Here is a 14,882-nt window from a genome sequence, read left to right as displayed (position 1 = left end):
GCGAATTTTCAATTGAGATTAACAGGGCGCTGCTATAGAAAAACTATATGAGGAACCTGAACACGATCCATCTCAACGGCCTCAGGGCGCTCGACGCCGTCGGCCGCCTCGGCTCGCTGCAGGCCGCCGCCGACGAACTCGGCGTTTCGGTCGGCGCCGTCAGCCAGCAGGTCATCAAGGCCGAAGCACAGCTGGGGCAGGTGATCTTCGAGCGCACTGCTCGCGGCATGATCGCCACCGAAGCCGGACGGCCGGTGCTTCATGCGCTCGACGAGGGGTTCGCCCGACTTTCGTCGGCGGTGTCGATCGCCAGCCGCAAGGACGATACGATCCTGACCATCTCGGTGGCGCCGGTTTTTGCCGCCCGCTGGCTCGTCTGCCGGCTCGACCGTTTTGCCGAGCGCCATCCCGAGATCAAGCTGCGGCTCGATGCAACGACCAATCTCGTTAATCCCGCCATCTGTGACGTCGATATCGGCATCCGCGTCGGCACCGGCAAATGGCCTGACGTGAAGGCCGAGCTGCTCTTGGAGCAGGAGGTCTTCCCGGTCTGCTCGCCCGAGATGGCGGCGCAATTGAAGGAACCCGCCGATATCCTGGCGCTGCCCGCCGTCGTCGACGGCCGCGCCATGTTCGGCTGGGAGGTCTGGATGCGCGAGGCGGGGCTGTCAGGTGCGATACCTACGACCCGCCACGTCTTCAACGACGCCTCGCTTTGCCTCGATGCGGCGATCGCCGGGCAGGGGGTGATGCTCGCCTGGCAGACGCTTGCCGCTTTTGCGCTTGCCGAAGGCCGGCTCGTCGCCCCCTTCGGCATTCGCGCGCCGACCGGCTTCGGCCATTATTTCATCACCGCCGAGGGGGCGCGCGAGCCGAAGAAGGTCAAGGATTTCAAGACGTGGATCCACGAGGAAATGGACGGCACGCTCGCCTTGTTCCGCTAAAGCATGTCGCGCAAAAGTGTGCAGCGGTTTTGCCAGGCAAAGCGCGAAGCGCTTTTGCCGCAACGACATGCGCAAAAACAAAACGCCATGTCGCGCAAAAGTGTGTAGCGGTTTTCCCAGGCAAAGCGCGAAGCGCTTTTGCCGCAACGACATGCAAAAACAAAAGCTAAAGCGCGGCGTGCTCTAGATCAGACCTCGATCGGCTCTTCGCCGCGCGTCTTCTGCATTCTCTTGTAGGCGGCGCGGGACTGGCAGCGCTCGATCCAGGCCTTGACGTTGGGATGGGCATCGAACAGCGCATCCTCGCTCTGGGCGTAGCGCAGCACCTCGGCGATGTTGAGGTCGGCGACGGTGAAGCGGTCGCCGACGATCCACTGCCGGCCGGCAAGCTGGCTTTCAAGAGCGGCCATCGGCCGGCGCAGCGCTTGGCAGGCGGCGGCGATTGTCTGCTTGCCCTCTTCGCTGTTTTCGAGGCCGTTATCATAGGTCAGCACGATCCTGACCGAATGCGGCTCGACCTGCGACGCGGCCCAGACGGTCCACATCGTCAGCAATCCGTCTTCTTCGACGGTTTTTCCGGCAACCGGCCCACCATGTTTGCGGGCGAGGTAGAGATTGATCGCCAGCGATTCGTGCATGACGAGCTCGCCGTCCCGGATGCTGGGGATTTGCGCCATCGGGTTGACGGCGGTGAAATCGGGCGATTGCGTGTTGAGCGGCGCGCTCCCGGACAAAGGTTCCGCCAGCCGCCTGGCCTGCAGCACCGGCACCGACTGGAACTCGAGCCCGAGCTCCACCGCCATCCAATAGACGCGTGACGCCCGCGATCGATAGACTCCGTAGATTGTCAGCATGATGATCTCCCCTCGGTATGTCGAGGTGAGACACTAGATGCGTGAGCACTCCCGGAAAAGTCTATGCCGCTGATGGGACGATGAAAGCTTTTGATGCTCTTCAGGAGCTGCGGTTTCGCTCGACTGTCAGCTGCTTGTAGGACGCGCCGCCGCCGGCCATCTCGGCCGACACTTTCTTCTCCCATTGGAAGCCGAGAACCGCCCCTTCCGCGGTTTCCTGAAAGACGTTGTCGGTGATGACGGCGGTGCCGGCGCCATCGGCGACCGAGACCGCGCATCCGACGGGCGCCTTGCGCACCACATTGCCTGTCACAACCACGTTGCGGAGATAAGGACCCCAGCCGATCTGCATGCCCCAGCGCGGCGCGCCCTCAATCACATTGCCCGAGATCAGCGTATCGGCCTCTGCCGCAATGCCGATGCCGAAGCCGACCTCGTGCTTGTATGGGCCCTTCAGCGTCAAGTTGCGCACGACGTTGCCGGTGACGCTCGCCAGCCTGCCGCCCTCATCGAAATTGGCGATCGAGATGCCGTTTGCCGCCCCGTCGATCATATTGGCGCAAACCACCGCCCCTTCGAAGGCGAATTCGACATAGATCGCCGTCTCGCCGGATTGCCGGCACTGGTTGCTGCTGATCTGGATGTCCGAGGCCGAATTGGCGCGGATCGCGGTAAAGGCGCAGTCGGAGATGTGGTTGTTCACCACCATCACGCCATCGGCGCGGAAGATGTTGATGCCGTTGCCGTTCTGGCCGGTGCCGCCGTCATTGGCGTGGATGTTGGAGATGCGGTTGCCGGAAACCACCGTGCCGTCCTCCGCCTTCTTCCAGCGATGCACCAGGATGCCGCCATTGCCGCAATCGGCGATCGTATTTCCGGTGACCGAAAGATTGGCGGAATCGACCGCGTAGAGCCCGGCCTCGGCCGCGCCCGAAATGCGGCTGCGCTCGATCCGCCCGCCGCAGCGTTCCAGCTGCAATCCGTGTTTGCGGCTGCCGCTGATCTCGCAATTGTCGATCAGCACCTCGTCGACGCCGGTAAATTGGACGAGCCCGCCGGCATAATCGCCGAGCCAGCGATTGCCGCCGTCAATGACCAGGTTGGAAAGCTCGATGCGACGCACATTTGCCGCCGCCAGCAGGTGGCCTTCGCCGGTATAGACGAGCCGCGAGGCGCCTGGAACGCCTGTTATGCGGGTATTGTCTGGCAGGTTGAGATTGGAGATCCGGTAGGTGCCGGGCGGCAGGAAGACCGGCACGTTCTCGCGCGCCGCCTGTTCAATCATCTGCTGCAGGTTGCGGGTCCTGCGGTCGCCGCTTTCGGGAATGGCGCGATATTCCACCGCGTCGATCGCGCCGCGCAGATCCGGCTGCCCGGCAGCCGCAAGCGGTGCGGCAAGCGCGCGCGCTGAGCCTCCCGCAACCGCCGCGGCGGCGAGTAGGAAAAGCATGTCGCGGCGTGAAGGCATTCCGGATTCACAAGTCATATCGCGCCTCTAGCACGAAACATGCCAGACGGGCCTGTCCCTTTCTGGCACAGGCGGCCGGAATTGCGATTGTAACCTCGGCCAAGGGCAGGATATCGCCGCCGATTTTGTCGTCTTGTTCACTCTTTCATTTAAGCAAGCCGAAGGAAATGAGGACTACTTTTAAGGGAAATTTACGGGGTGATTATGCGGGATGGGGCCTTCGGCCTCCGGGGAGAATGGCGGCATGCAGGAACCGAGTGCCAGGCGATGGGAATCGACCGATGCCCTGTCGGCCGAAACGCGGCGCATCGTCGCCGCGACGGAAGCGATGATGGCCTCGACCGCCCATCATCTTTCCGACGGCATCGAGAACCTGCGCCTGAAGGCGATCGTCCACGAACTTCCGGATTTCCTCTACGTCAAGGATCGCGACAGCCGCTTCGTCTTCGCCAACGCCGTCACCGCCAGCAGCCTCGGCTTGGAGAGCGCTGACGTCCTCACCGGCAAGCGTGATTTCGACCTGTTCGATTTCGAGACGGCACGGCGCCATTTCGATATCGAGCAGCAGATCATGGCGACGGGGCAAGCCTGCATCGACATGGAGGAAAGCTACGTCCTGCCCGGCGGCAAAAGGCCGATATGCCGGCTGACCTCGAAGATCCCGCTGCGCAACGATCGCGGCGAGATTGTCGGCCTGATCGGCGTTTCCCGCGATATCACCGAACGCAAGCGCCAGGAGGATCTCCATCGTGAGCAGGCGAACCTGCTCGAAATGATCGCCCGCAACGAGCCGCTGCCGATGATCCTCGAGGCGCTGGTGCTGATGATCGAGGCGCAGCTGACCGGCATTGACGGATCGGTGCTGTTGCTGAACGGCGAGGGCACCAGGCTCTATCACGGCGCCGCTCCCAATCTGCCCGGCGGTTACAGCCGGCTGATCGACGGCGTCACCATCGGTCCCAAGGTCGGCTCCTGCGGTACTGCCGCCTGGCGCGGCCAGGCTGTCATCGTCGAGGACGTGATGAGCGACCCGCTGTGGGAGGATTTCCGCGCGCTGGTCGCCCCGTTCGGCTTCCGCTCCTGCTGGTCGACGCCGATCGCCACCTCGCAGAACAATGTGCTCGGCACCTTTGCCCTCTATTCCCGGGAAGTCCGCCGTCCCACCGAGCACGAGATGAAGCTGGTGGCGCTCGCCACCCACATCGCCGGCATCGCCATCGAGCGTAAGCGTGTCGACGACCGCATCCACTTCATGGCCCATCACGACGATCTCACCGGCCTGCCGAACCGCGCCTTCCTGAAGGAGCGGCTGGCCAATATCCTCGACCAGGCCCGGCGCCACACCCGCAAGGTCACCGTCGCCTACATCGATCTCGATAATTTCAAGGACATCAACGACGGCCGCGGCCACGCCGCCGGCGACGAGGTGTTGAAGGAAACCGCCGCCCGCATGGCCAACAGCGTCCGGGCTTCGGATATGGTGGTGCGTCTCGGCGGCGACGAATTCCTGGTGGTGCTCGTTCACCAGTCGAGCCACGACGCCGGCATCACGCGCCGCCTGCGCGAGCTGCAAAAGGCGATCAACCGTCCGATCCCGAGCGATGGCGGCGAGATCACCGTCACGTCGAGCATCGGTGTTGCCGCCTTTCCCTTCGACGGCGCGACCTCGGAAGAGCTTCTCGCCAATGCCGACCGCGCCATGTACCGCGCCAAGGAACTCGGCCGCAACACGCTGCAGCATCACGATGGCGGCGGCACCCCTGTGGGTATGCCGCTCGGCGAGCAGGAGGAGCTGCACCAGGCGATCACCGGCGACCAGCTGTTCCTGCAATATCAGCCGCAGGTCGATGTCGCCACCGGCCGCATCACCGGCATCGAGGCGCTGGTGCGCTGGAACCATCCGGCCAAGGGCAGGGTGCCGCCGGTCAATTTCATTCCGCTCGCAGAAGAAACCGGCCTCATCGTTCCCCTCGGTCTCTGGGTGCTGAACGAGGCCTGCCGCCAGGCGCGCCACTGGCAGGACATGGGCTTGGCGCCGCTGACCATCGCCGTCAACGTCTCGGCCAAGCAGTTCGCCGATCCGGATTTTGCCAGCCACGTCGCCGAGGCGCTGGAGCGCCACCGCCTGCAGTCGCGCTGGCTGGAGCTTGAGGTCACCGAAAGCGTGGTGATGCAGGATGCCGATCGGGCGCTTGCCATGATGGAATCGCTGCGCGCGCTCGGTGTGCGCCTGTCGATCGACGATTTCGGCTCCGGCTATTCCAGTCTCGCGGCGCTGAAGACCTTCCCCTTCGATCGCTTGAAGATGGACCGTTCGCTGGTCGAGGCCCTGCCGGGCGACAAAACCGCCGTCGCCATCGCCTCAGCGGTGATTTCGCTGGCGCAGACGCTGAAGCTTTCGGTGCTCGCCGAAGGCGTGGAAACCGACGCCCAGATGGATTTCCTGCGTCACGTGCACTGCGAGGAGGCGCAGGGCTACCGCTTCTCCAAGCCGGTCTTCGCCGAGGAGATCCCGGCATTGCTGCGGGCGCGGGATCTCTGAACGTCATTTCACATGCTTGCCGATCGCCGCGCGCTCTAGACTCGAATGATATTGAGCCGTAGAGCGCTGACGACCGCCTGCGTTCTTGTCGTGCATCCGAGCTTCCTGATCGCGCTGCCGATGTGGTTGTTGACCGCATTTTCCGTCAGATCGAGAAGCTGTGCAATTTCGGCGCCCTTCCTGCCGCCGGCGCTCAGCCTGAGGCAGTCGAGTTCGCTCCGCGTAAACTCGATGGGCTTGTGCTTCTCGTTCAATGTCAGCTGCGAGAGCCGGTCGTAGATGAGTGTGGCGATGAACAGCAGCTTTGCCATTTCGATCATGCTGAAATTGCGTGGTCCCGAAATCGACATGGCGCCGCGCCCGCCTGCCGCGTCGTGAACGGGAAAATAAGCGCCTTTTTCCATGCCGTACCGGTGAAACAGCTCGATGACCGTGGACTTCTTGTCGCCTCCACGATCGGTATTGATCGCGTCGACGTCATAGTTGAACGGGCTGGTCGATCTCAGCATCCGGCGGATGACTGGACTGTCGATCATCAGGTTATGGGCGTCATAATAATCCACCATTTCCGCCGGCCAATTGGTGATGATCTTGGTGGCGCCGATTTCGACGCTGTCGACGGTCGGCAGGCTCATGAACAGGAAAGCGTTCATTGCCAGGTCCTGAGTAAGGCCCTTCATATATTTGAACACTTCGTAATGCGTGTTGAAACCTGCGGCGACTTCTTCAATCCGATTGAATTCGGCCTCGAGCTTCATGTCTTTCTCCGATCGGCAGTTCGCATCCGGGCGCTTGGCCGCCGCGGACAAAAATACAAGGCTTGCCCGTCACCGGGATAGTAAGCTTATGAGACAACTGGCCCTTAACAAATCGTAAAGGCGCCTTTCGGCTCCGGGGCGCAAAAACGGCGAAAAGTCGCCAATCTCGTCTTTGAAAATCGGCCTTGGAAAGACTTGTAGCAAACCGAGGCGTTCGAAAGAGATACTTATATCAATCTGATTTTATTGACGCATTTCTCTTTCGCCCGATTGCTTCGAAGAGGCTGCATTGGTGCATGGCCGGGTTAATGGATACTTAAAGAATTTGCAGGATTTTATCTTCGGATTGCTCGGCCGGCGTAAGCTCCGGGTGGGATCGCGGCAATCAGGCGCTGAAGGGGCGCAGAAAAGGAATAGCGTGCAGGTTGGTCTCCGACGCCAAGGCCATGACGGCCGCCAATCAGCAATGCTTCAGTCAATCGGATTTCATCGGCGCTTTTTATTAAGTAACTGTAAATATTAGAGGAATCTGTTGTGCCTTGGCAAGTCTTGATCGGAAATGTGGCTGCGGTAGCGCTCGTCATTTCGGTGTGGATGCACCTGCATTACAAGTTCTACCGCCTGTCCAGGGTCCAGGCAGAACTTGGCTTCGGCTTGATGATGGGCCTTGGGGCCGTCTTGTCGATGCTGCTGTCCGTCGAGGTCGATAGCGGCTATTATCTCGACCTCCGTTCGACCTTGCTGGCGGTTTCGGCCGTCTACGGTGGTCCGCTGGCGGTTCTGATGACGGCAGTCCTCACATGCGTGCAGAGGATCTCCATGGGTGGCGCCGGTGTCGAACCAGCATTGATCTCGATCATGCTGGTGTCCGCATTTGGACTGGTGCTCCACTTTCTGTTCGGCAGGGGCGTGGCGGATGTCAGAAAGGCGCTTGCCTGTGCGGTCATGGTGGCCTCGGTCACCCTGGCGATGAGCATTTTCCATCGAGGCGGCTGGTCGCATATCACCACCGTCAGCCTTGCCGCAATAGGCGTGAAGTTCGCCGCGACTTTGGCCGCGGCATGCGTCATCACCTATTTCCATGCCTTTACCCTCGAGCGCGATATCTTGAAGGCCGCCCTGACCCAGGCGCCTGATTTCCACTATGTCAAAGACCGCAACAGCCGGTTCGTCGTCACCAACCTCAACGTCGCGCGAAACCATGACCGCACCAAATCTTCGGAGATGGTCGGCCTGACGGATTTCGATCTCTATCCCCGCGAGACGGCGCAAGCATTCTTCGATCGCGAGCAGGAGATCATGGCGAGCGGGGAACCGCTGGTGGATTTCGAGGAGCCTCTTGTTGAAGAAGACGGCCGGGAACGTTGGTTCCTGACGTCGAAGATCCCGCTGCGAAACCGCCACGGCGATCTGGTCGGGCTTGCCGGCGTGACCCGCGATATCACCGAGAAAAAACGTCTGGTTCAGGAAGCCCTCGACAGCAAGAATGTGCTTTCCCAGGCGATGACCGAAATGTCCGATGGGCTTGCCATGTTCAATCCCGAGGGCCGGCTGGTGTTTTGCAACGATCAATATCGTGCCGCCTTTCCCCGTTCCGCCCATGCCAGACAACCCGGCGCCGGTATAACCGATATCCTGCAGGCGGTCGTGCGCAGTGGCGAGCGGGTCGATGTGAGCCCGGATGCCGTCGATGACTGGATCGAGATCTCCGCGGCGCAGCTTTTCCTGACCCAGGACAGCGAAATACCGATGTTCGACGGACGCTGGCTCCGGCAGCGCACACGTTTGGCGGCCGATGGCTCTGCCCTGGTGGTGGTTTCGGATATCACCTCGATGAAGGATTCCGAGGAAAGGCTGACGCAACTCGCCCTGAAGATGAAAGGGCTGGCCGACACCGATGCATTGACCGGTATTGCCAATCGAAGAGTGTTCGACGAGGCGATCTCGGAAGAGTTTGCGCGCGCCCGCCGGGCCGAATCCTCTCTCGGCCTGTTGCTGATCGATGTCGATCACTTCAAGGCTTACAACGATACCTATGGTCACCTCGAAGGAGACAACTGCCTGAGGGTGATCGGCGAGGTTCTCAGGTCGATTACCAAGCGGCCCTCAGACCTCGCAGCGCGATTTGGCGGAGAGGAGTTTGCCATTCTGCTTCCCGGCACGGACAGGGATGGCGCGCTGCGGCTCGCCAGGATGCTGCGCTCGGCATTGCATCGGCGCGCAATCCCGCACAGCGAAAGCAGCAAGGCGATCGTGACGGTGAGTATCGGCGTTGCCAACATCTCCGATAGATTTGCGACGCCGGCAGAGCTGGTCTCGGCCGCGGACCAGGCGCTCTACGCGGCAAAGAAGCACGGCCGCGACCGTGTCGAGGCCGCCGCGCATCAGGCAAGAGCCGCGTAAGCCGAATGCCGTGGCATCGCCAACTCTGTTTGAGGGCCGACGTCATTTGGCAAGCTTGCCGATCGCCTCGATCTCGTTCGTCCATATGCCCGCCGCATAGTTCTCCGGCAGTCGCGCCAACAGCGCGGGATCGTCGATGCCGGTGGAGAAATCGCTGCCGCGATAGGGGCCGAGCACGAAAACCTCGGTTCCGGCATCCTGCATCCGGTTGAGAAAACGATCCGGCCAGCCCCAGAGCCAGGGCGCAATATTGATCGGCACCAGCATCATCCGCTGTTTGCAGGCCTCCGGCAGCACGCCTGTCCAGCCATAGCCGATATAGCCGAAAAGGCACCCCTTCAGGCTCTGGCGCGAGGCGGTCTTGATAGCGGGCACGCGCTGCCGGATGACGTCGATCGGCTCATCGCCGCCATAGACGATGATTTCTGCCCGTCGGGCGGGTGAAAGTCCGTTGAGCACGGCGGCGAGCTTTTCGCCCTCGGACGGATCGCGGCTCTTGACGTTGATGAGGAAACGCCGATCCGGAAACGTCGAGAGCACCTCGGCCAGCGTCGGCATCATGCCGATGCCGCGGCCGCGGAAGGGAAAGCTCTTGCCGCCGTCAGCGGTATAGCCATAGCCGATGTCGAGGTTCCGCATCTCCGCCATCGAATGCTCTCGGGTGACGCCGTGGCCGTCGGTGCGGCAGTCGAGCGTCCAGTCGTGAAAGACCGCGAATTGCCCGTCTGTCGTCGGGTGCACGTCGATCTCGATAAGATCGGCGCCGGCGGCAAAGCCTGCCTGCATCGAACGGATCGTGTTCTCGAGATAATCGTGTTTCGGCGGCAGCATGCGGCTCGCGGTGCAGGTATCGTTCTTCAGATCGGTCTCGTCGAACCGCTGGGCAATGCCGCGGTGGGCGAGCAGCACCGGCTTTCCCGGCCGATGCGCGGCAAGCAGGCTGCTATTGTTGAGATAGATGGCGGCCGCGGCAAGCGCGACCGCCGCCGCGCCATAGAAAAGCTTCCTGCCCATATTGCTCCTCCTGATTGCATCGAAGAAGACGACAGCTAGAAAGCGATTCTGGTTGTTCTTGGGCTGTTTTCCGGCTTTTCTATGCGCGGTTATCTCAGGAGAGGACTGGCATCACGATGGAACAACAGGACGACGAACTCATCCGTTTCGAAGCCGAGGGCGCCGCACCCTTGCCGCCGGCTTCTGTCGAAGGTCATGTCGGACGTGCCGGCGCCCGCATCTGGTATGCGAGCTACGGCGCCGGGCCTGCCGTCATCCTGCTGCATGGCGGCCTCGGCCACAGCGGCAACTGGGGCTATCAGGTCCCGGCGCTGCTCCAAAGCGGCCGCCGTGTCGTACTGGTCGACAGCCGCGGTCATGGCCGCAGCAGCCGTGATGCCCGTCCCTATACTTATGAGCTGATGGCATCAGACGTGCTTGCGGTCATGGACGAACTCTCTCTTGAGAAAGCGGCCTTTGTCGGCTGGAGCGATGGCGCCTGCATCGCGCTGATCCTCGCCGCGACGGCGCCGTCGCGTGTCGCGGGCGTCTTTTTCTTCGCCTGCAACATGGATCCGAGCGGCACGCTGGAATTCGTTGCGACCCCGGTCATCGACCGATGCTTCAGCCGCCATGCCAAGGATTATGCGGCATTGTCCGCCACGCCGGACGATTTCAAGGGCTTCGTCGAGGCGGTCAGCCTGATGATGCGCACGGAGCCGAATTATCGGGCCGAAGACCTCGGCCGCATCGGTGTGCCGGTTACGATCGTGCTCGGCGAACATGACGAGTTCATCAAACCGGAACATGCCGAATATCTCGCCCGCAGCATTCCGGACGCTCAGATGATCACTCTCAGGGGCGTCAGCCATTTTGCGCCGCTGCAGCGGCCGGCCGAGTTCAACGCCGCAGTGCTGTCCTTCCTCGACGGGCTCCCGTCTTGAATGGCTCCCTCTGGCCTCGCGCCCATTTGCCGCTATCTCTTGCTGCATGAGAGCTGATGCACTGCTTTATCCCGCCCCGGAAGGGCTTTATTGCCCCGAAGGCGGATTCTATGTCGATCCGGTGCGGCCGGTGGAGCGGGCGCTCGTCACCCACGGCCATTCCGATCACGCTCGGCCGGGCCATGTGAACGTGCTCGCCACTCGCCAGACGCTCGACATCATGCGCCTGCGCTACGGCGTGGGTTTCTGCGTCAGCGAGCAGGCTGCCGCCTTCGGCGAGGAACTGCTGATCAACGGCGTCAAGGTGAGTTTTCATCCGGCCGGCCATGTGCTCGGCTCGGCGCAGATCGCCATCGAGAAGAACGGCACCCGCATCGTCGTCTCCGGCGATTACAAGCGCCGCCCCGACCCGACCTGCGCCGCCTATGTGCCGGTTGCCTGCGATGTCTTCATCACCGAGGCAACCTTCGGCCTGCCGGTCTTCCATCATCCCGATCCGATGTACGAGATCGGCAAGCTGCTGGCATCGCTCCGGCAGTTTTCCGAGCGCACCCATCTCGTCGGCGCCTATGCGCTAGGAAAGGCCCAGCGGGTCATAAGGCTGCTGCGCGATGCCGGTTACGGCGAGCCGATCTATATCCACGGTGCCATGGAAAAACTCTGCGATTATTATATTGGCGAGGGCATCGCTCTCGGTGAGTTGCTGCCGGCGACCATCGAGAGCCGCGACAAATCCGCCTTCAAGGGCGCCGTCGTCATCGGCCCGTCCTCGGCCTTCGCCGACCGCTGGGCGCGGCGCTTCAACGAACCGCTGCCGGCCTTCGCCTCCGGTTGGATGATGGTGCGCCAGCGCGCAAAACAGCACGGCGTCGAACTGCCGCTCGTCATTTCCGATCATTGCGACTGGCCGGAACTGACGGAAACCATCCGGGAGCTGCACCCGGCCGAAGTCTGGGTGACCCACGGCCGCGAGGAGGCGCTGGTGCGCTGGTGCCAATTGCAGGGCATCAAGGCGAAACCGCTGCATCTGGTGGGCTATGAGGATGAGGCGGATTGAGATGAGCGGCGTGCTGGATCAAAACCCCTCCCCAACCCCTCCCCACAAGGGGGAGGGGTTAGCCTGTTGCGCCCACCGCATTTTACCTGAGGCGGCTCTGCATGCAGGAGCGTTGCTTTGGGGCAAGACCCCGCCGCGGGTTAGTCCCTCCCCCTTGTGGGGAGGGGTTGGGGAGGGGTCTTTCTTTCAAGCCCGGAGGCCCACATGAAAGCCTTCGCCGACCTCCTCGACCGCCTCGTGCTGACCCCCAGCCGCAACGGCAAGCTGAAGCTGTTGACCGATTATTTCCGCGACACGCCGGATCCCGATCGCGGCTATGGCCTTGCCGCCATTGCCGGCACCCTGGAGGTGCGCAACGTCAAACCCGCCATGCTGCGCGAACTGGTGCTGGAGCGCATGGACGAGGTGCTGTTCCGCTATTCCTACGACTATGTCGGCGATCTCGCCGAAACCATTTCGCTGGTCTGGGACAATGAGCGGGATATCGACCGCTCCGCCCTTGCCCAGCCGCGTCTCGGCGATGTCGTCGCCGGCATGAATGCGCTCGGCCGCACGGAAGTGCGCAGCTTCGTCCGCGACCTGCTCGACCGGCTGGATTCATCCGGCCGGTTCGCCTTCATCAAGCTGGCGACCGGAGCCATGCGCATCGGTGTCTCAGCCCGTCTTGCCAAACAGGCGCTGGCCGATCTCGGCGATAAGGACGTCAGCGAGATCGAAACGCTCTGGCACGGTCTGCAGCCGCCCTATGAGACGCTGTTCGAATGGCTGGCGGGCGGCGGCGAAAAACCGGTTCTGGCGACGCCGGCGATCTTCCATTCGGTCATGCTCGCCAATGCGGTGGAGGAGGGGGATCTGACCGGCCTCGATCCGGCCAATTACGCCGCCGAGTGGAAATGGGACGGCATCCGTGTCCAGCTCTCCCGTTCCGGCGACCGGCGCAAGATCTATTCGCGCTCCGGCGACGACATTTCGGGCGCTTTTCCCGATATTCTCGATGCCATCAGTTTTTCCGGCGTTATCGACGGTGAGCTGCTGGTCGGCGGTACCGCCCGCTCCAATAGCCCGACCCGGACCTTCTCCGACCTGCAGCAGCGCCTGAACCGCAAGACGGTGACGCCGAAGATGCTGGCCGACTACCCCGCCTTCATCCGCACCTACGACCTCCTCTTCGACGGTGACGAGGATGTTCGCGGAAGAAGCTATACCGACCGCCGCGACCGTCTGACCGAGATCATCGATCGTGCCCCCCATGACCGTTTCGACCTCTCGCCGCTGGTGCCTTTTTCGTCCTGGGACGAACTCGACCGTCTGCGCGCCGCTCCGCCCGATCCGGTTATCGAGGGCGTGATGATCAAACGCCGCGATAGCATCTATCAGGCTGGCCGAATGAAGGGGCCTTGGTTCAAGTGGAAGCGCAATCCCTATAATGTCGATGCGGTGCTGATGTATGCCCAGCGCGGCCACGGCAAACGCTCCAGCTACTATTCCGATTTCACCTTCGGCGTCTGGGCCGACGATGAGGATGGCGAACAGCTGGTGCCTGTCGGCAAGGCCTATTTCGGTTTTACCGATGCCGAGCTCGAAGTGCTCGACAAATTCGTGCGCAACAATACCACCGAGCGCTTCGGGCCGGTGCGCGCCGTGCGCGCCGACAAGGATTTCGGCTTCGTCGTCGAGGTGGCCTTCGAGGGCATCAACCGCTCGACGCGGCACAAGTCGGGTGTCGCCATGCGCTTCCCCCGCATCGCCCGGCTTCGTCCTGACAAACCGACTTACGAGGCCGACCGGCTGCGCACGCTGATCGCCATGATCGACGCCAAGCCGGAATAATCTCCGGTCCCCCTGCGCAACAATGACGCAGTCCCAAAATTTCAACAGGATGTGTATTGGCGGCAACGATCTTCCGGTGCAAATCTGGTGTGCCGGGAAAATGATTTGGGTGCTGCGTTATGAGCTCGCATGAACGAAATTCCTTTTTCCGCCAACGCCGTGCCGTGCTGGCCGGTCTTGCCGGTGCACTCGTCCTGCCGCGCATGGCGGCCGCTTTCGATGTCCCGGAGGAGCCGCGCCTTGCCACGCATGATTACGCCAAGGTCCGCGGCCATTTCCGCACGAAGCTGTTGCAGAAGGGGCCGGCGCCCGACAAATACGAACCGCTGAGCACGCCTGCCGACGCCGAGAAGATCTTCTACCGCTCCGGCTACGGCGAGCTCGAACTGGCCGCCTGGGTCTCGAAGTACAAGCGCGAGCGCGCCGCCAAGCCTGCCGTGCTCTTCCTGCACGGCGGCAATGCCATGGGTATCGGCCACTGGCAGCTGATGAAGCCCTATATGGATGCCGGCTATGTCGTGATGATGCCGTCGCTGCGCGGCGAAAACGGCCAGATGGGCAACTTCTCCGGCTTCTACGATGAGGTCGACGACGTTCTTGCCGCCGCCGAGCGCATGGCGCATCTGCCGGGCGTCGATTCCGGGCGCCTGTTCATCGCCGGCCACAGCATCGGCGGCACGCTGACCATGCTGACGGCGATGAGCACCCATAAATTCCGCGCCGCCGCGCCGATTTCCGGCAATCCCAATGCCTTCCGCTTCTTCAACCGCTATCCCCAGGATATCCGCTTCGACGACAGCAATACGCATGAGTTCGAGGTGCGCTCGGCGCTCTGTTACGCCCAAAGCTTCAAATGCCCGGTCCGGGTCGTCCACGGCACTGAGGAAGCCCATTTCAACGACCGGGCCGATCTGCTCGCCCGCCGCGCCCGTGCCGCCGGCATCCATATCGAAACCGAAACCGTCGCCGGCAACCACACCTCGGCGCTGCCGGCCGAGATCGAACAGAGTATCCGCTTCTTCCACGGGGTGGCGGCCTGATTTTGCGCCGCCGCTTCAAATACAGGCCCGTTAGGCCTGCCGGCCTGAC

11 protein-coding genes are annotated in these 14,882 nt (G+C 62.3%); 7 read left to right on the top strand and 4 right to left on the bottom strand.

Features of this window, described 5'->3' with window-relative positions; translation table 11 throughout:
* The first annotated feature begins 47 nt into the window (after positions 1–47).
* Entirely contained in the window at positions 48–944 is an 897-nt protein-coding gene (locus ATY75_RS09600) for a LysR substrate-binding domain-containing protein (protein WP_088937353.1), read from the top strand.
* Positions 945–1,132: 188 nt separating this feature from the next.
* On the opposite strand, the gene ATY75_RS09595 is transcribed toward ATY75_RS09600, so the two are convergent.
* Together ATY75_RS09595 and ATY75_RS09590 are read right to left on the bottom strand one after the other, a co-directional pair.
* The gene (locus tag ATY75_RS09595; RefSeq protein WP_088937352.1) at positions 1,133–1,798 is read right to left on the bottom strand and encodes a glutathione S-transferase family protein; all 666 of its coding nucleotides are present in this window, start codon (positions 1,796–1,798) and stop codon (positions 1,133–1,135) included.
* A 100-nt stretch (positions 1,799–1,898) separates the two neighbouring features.
* Positions 1,899–3,266: a TIGR03808 family TAT-translocated repetitive protein gene (locus ATY75_RS09590; RefSeq protein ID WP_088937351.1), complete on the bottom strand. Its 1,368-nt coding sequence runs from the start codon at positions 3,264–3,266 to the stop codon at positions 1,899–1,901.
* A gap of 244 nt (positions 3,267–3,510) precedes the next feature.
* Here ATY75_RS09590 and ATY75_RS09585 point away from each other — a divergent pair, with 244 nt between their 5' ends.
* Positions 3,511–5,808, top strand: coding sequence for an EAL domain-containing protein (locus ATY75_RS09585; RefSeq protein WP_088937350.1), 2,298 nt, complete (start codon positions 3,511–3,513; stop codon positions 5,806–5,808).
* Positions 5,809–5,843: 35 nt separating this feature from the next.
* Here the strand turns inward: ATY75_RS09585 and ATY75_RS09580 are convergent, their stop codons facing one another.
* Positions 5,844–6,566 carry a LuxR family transcriptional regulator gene (locus tag ATY75_RS09580; RefSeq protein ID WP_088937349.1) on the bottom strand — a complete coding sequence of 241 codons (723 nt, stop codon included), beginning with the start codon at positions 6,564–6,566 and terminating at the stop codon, positions 5,844–5,846.
* A gap of 534 nt (positions 6,567–7,100) precedes the next feature.
* Here ATY75_RS09580 and ATY75_RS09575 point away from each other — a divergent pair.
* A complete protein-coding gene (locus ATY75_RS09575) occupies positions 7,101–8,969 on the top strand; it encodes a diguanylate cyclase (protein ID WP_088937348.1) in 1,869 nt (622 codons plus the stop codon).
* Between the two features lie 42 nt (positions 8,970–9,011).
* On the opposite strand, the gene ATY75_RS09570 is transcribed toward ATY75_RS09575, so the two are convergent.
* Positions 9,012–9,983, bottom strand: a complete 972-nt coding sequence (locus ATY75_RS09570; RefSeq protein ID WP_088937347.1) for a glycerophosphodiester phosphodiesterase family protein — start codon at positions 9,981–9,983, stop codon at positions 9,012–9,014.
* A 116-nt stretch (positions 9,984–10,099) separates the two neighbouring features.
* Here ATY75_RS09570 and ATY75_RS09565 point away from each other — a divergent pair, with 116 nt between their 5' ends.
* The 4 genes from ATY75_RS09565 (at position 10,100) to ATY75_RS09550 (ending at position 14,833) form a co-directional block, all read left to right on the top strand.
* Positions 10,100–10,906, top strand: coding sequence for an alpha/beta hydrolase (locus ATY75_RS09565; protein ID WP_088937346.1), 807 nt, complete (start codon positions 10,100–10,102; stop codon positions 10,904–10,906).
* Between the two features lie 46 nt (positions 10,907–10,952).
* The gene (locus ATY75_RS09560) at positions 10,953–11,963 is read left to right on the top strand and encodes a ligase-associated DNA damage response exonuclease (protein WP_088937345.1); all 1,011 of its coding nucleotides are present in this window, start codon (positions 10,953–10,955) and stop codon (positions 11,961–11,963) included.
* Positions 11,964–12,167: 204 nt separating this feature from the next.
* Positions 12,168–13,793 carry a cisplatin damage response ATP-dependent DNA ligase gene (locus ATY75_RS09555; protein ID WP_088937344.1) on the top strand — a complete coding sequence of 542 codons (1,626 nt, stop codon included), beginning with the start codon at positions 12,168–12,170 and terminating at the stop codon, positions 13,791–13,793.
* 119 nt (positions 13,794–13,912) lie between these two features.
* A complete protein-coding gene (locus ATY75_RS09550; protein WP_064837522.1) occupies positions 13,913–14,833 on the top strand; it encodes an alpha/beta fold hydrolase in 921 nt (306 codons plus the stop codon).
* Positions 14,834–14,882: the final 49 nt, after the last annotated feature.

The sequence above is a fragment of the Rhizobium sp. N122 genome (assembly GCF_002211295.1).
Taxonomy (GTDB): Bacteria; Pseudomonadota; Alphaproteobacteria; order Rhizobiales; family Rhizobiaceae; genus Rhizobium.
The sequence above is the reverse complement of the archived record's forward strand: the minus strand, read 5'-3'. Positions and strand labels throughout refer to the sequence as shown.

Bases quoted from the DNA above. Each gene is read 5' to 3' on its own strand.
- ATY75_RS09600 (WP_088937353.1), top strand. From the start codon at position 48: ATGAGGAACCTGAACACGATCCATCTCAACGGCCTCAGGGCGCTCGAC.
- ATY75_RS09595 (WP_088937352.1), bottom strand. From the start codon at position 1,798: ATGCTGACAATCTACGGAGTCTATCGATCGCGGGCGTCACGCGTCTAT.
- ATY75_RS09590 (WP_088937351.1), bottom strand. From the start codon at position 3,266: ATGCCTTCACGCCGCGACATGCTTTTCCTACTCGCCGCCGCGGCGGTT.
- ATY75_RS09585 (WP_088937350.1), top strand. From the start codon at position 3,511: ATGCAGGAACCGAGTGCCAGGCGATGGGAATCGACCGATGCCCTGTCG.
- ATY75_RS09580 (WP_088937349.1), bottom strand. From the start codon at position 6,566: ATGAAGCTCGAGGCCGAATTCAATCGGATTGAAGAAGTCGCCGCAGGT.
- ATY75_RS09570 (WP_088937347.1), bottom strand. From the start codon at position 9,983: ATGGGCAGGAAGCTTTTCTATGGCGCGGCGGCGGTCGCGCTTGCCGCG.
- ATY75_RS09565 (WP_088937346.1), top strand. From the start codon at position 10,100: ATGGAACAACAGGACGACGAACTCATCCGTTTCGAAGCCGAGGGCGCC.
- ATY75_RS09560 (WP_088937345.1), top strand. From the start codon at position 10,953: ATGAGAGCTGATGCACTGCTTTATCCCGCCCCGGAAGGGCTTTATTGC.
- ATY75_RS09555 (WP_088937344.1), top strand. From the start codon at position 12,168: ATGAAAGCCTTCGCCGACCTCCTCGACCGCCTCGTGCTGACCCCCAGC.
- ATY75_RS09550 (WP_064837522.1), top strand. From the start codon at position 13,913: ATGAGCTCGCATGAACGAAATTCCTTTTTCCGCCAACGCCGTGCCGTG.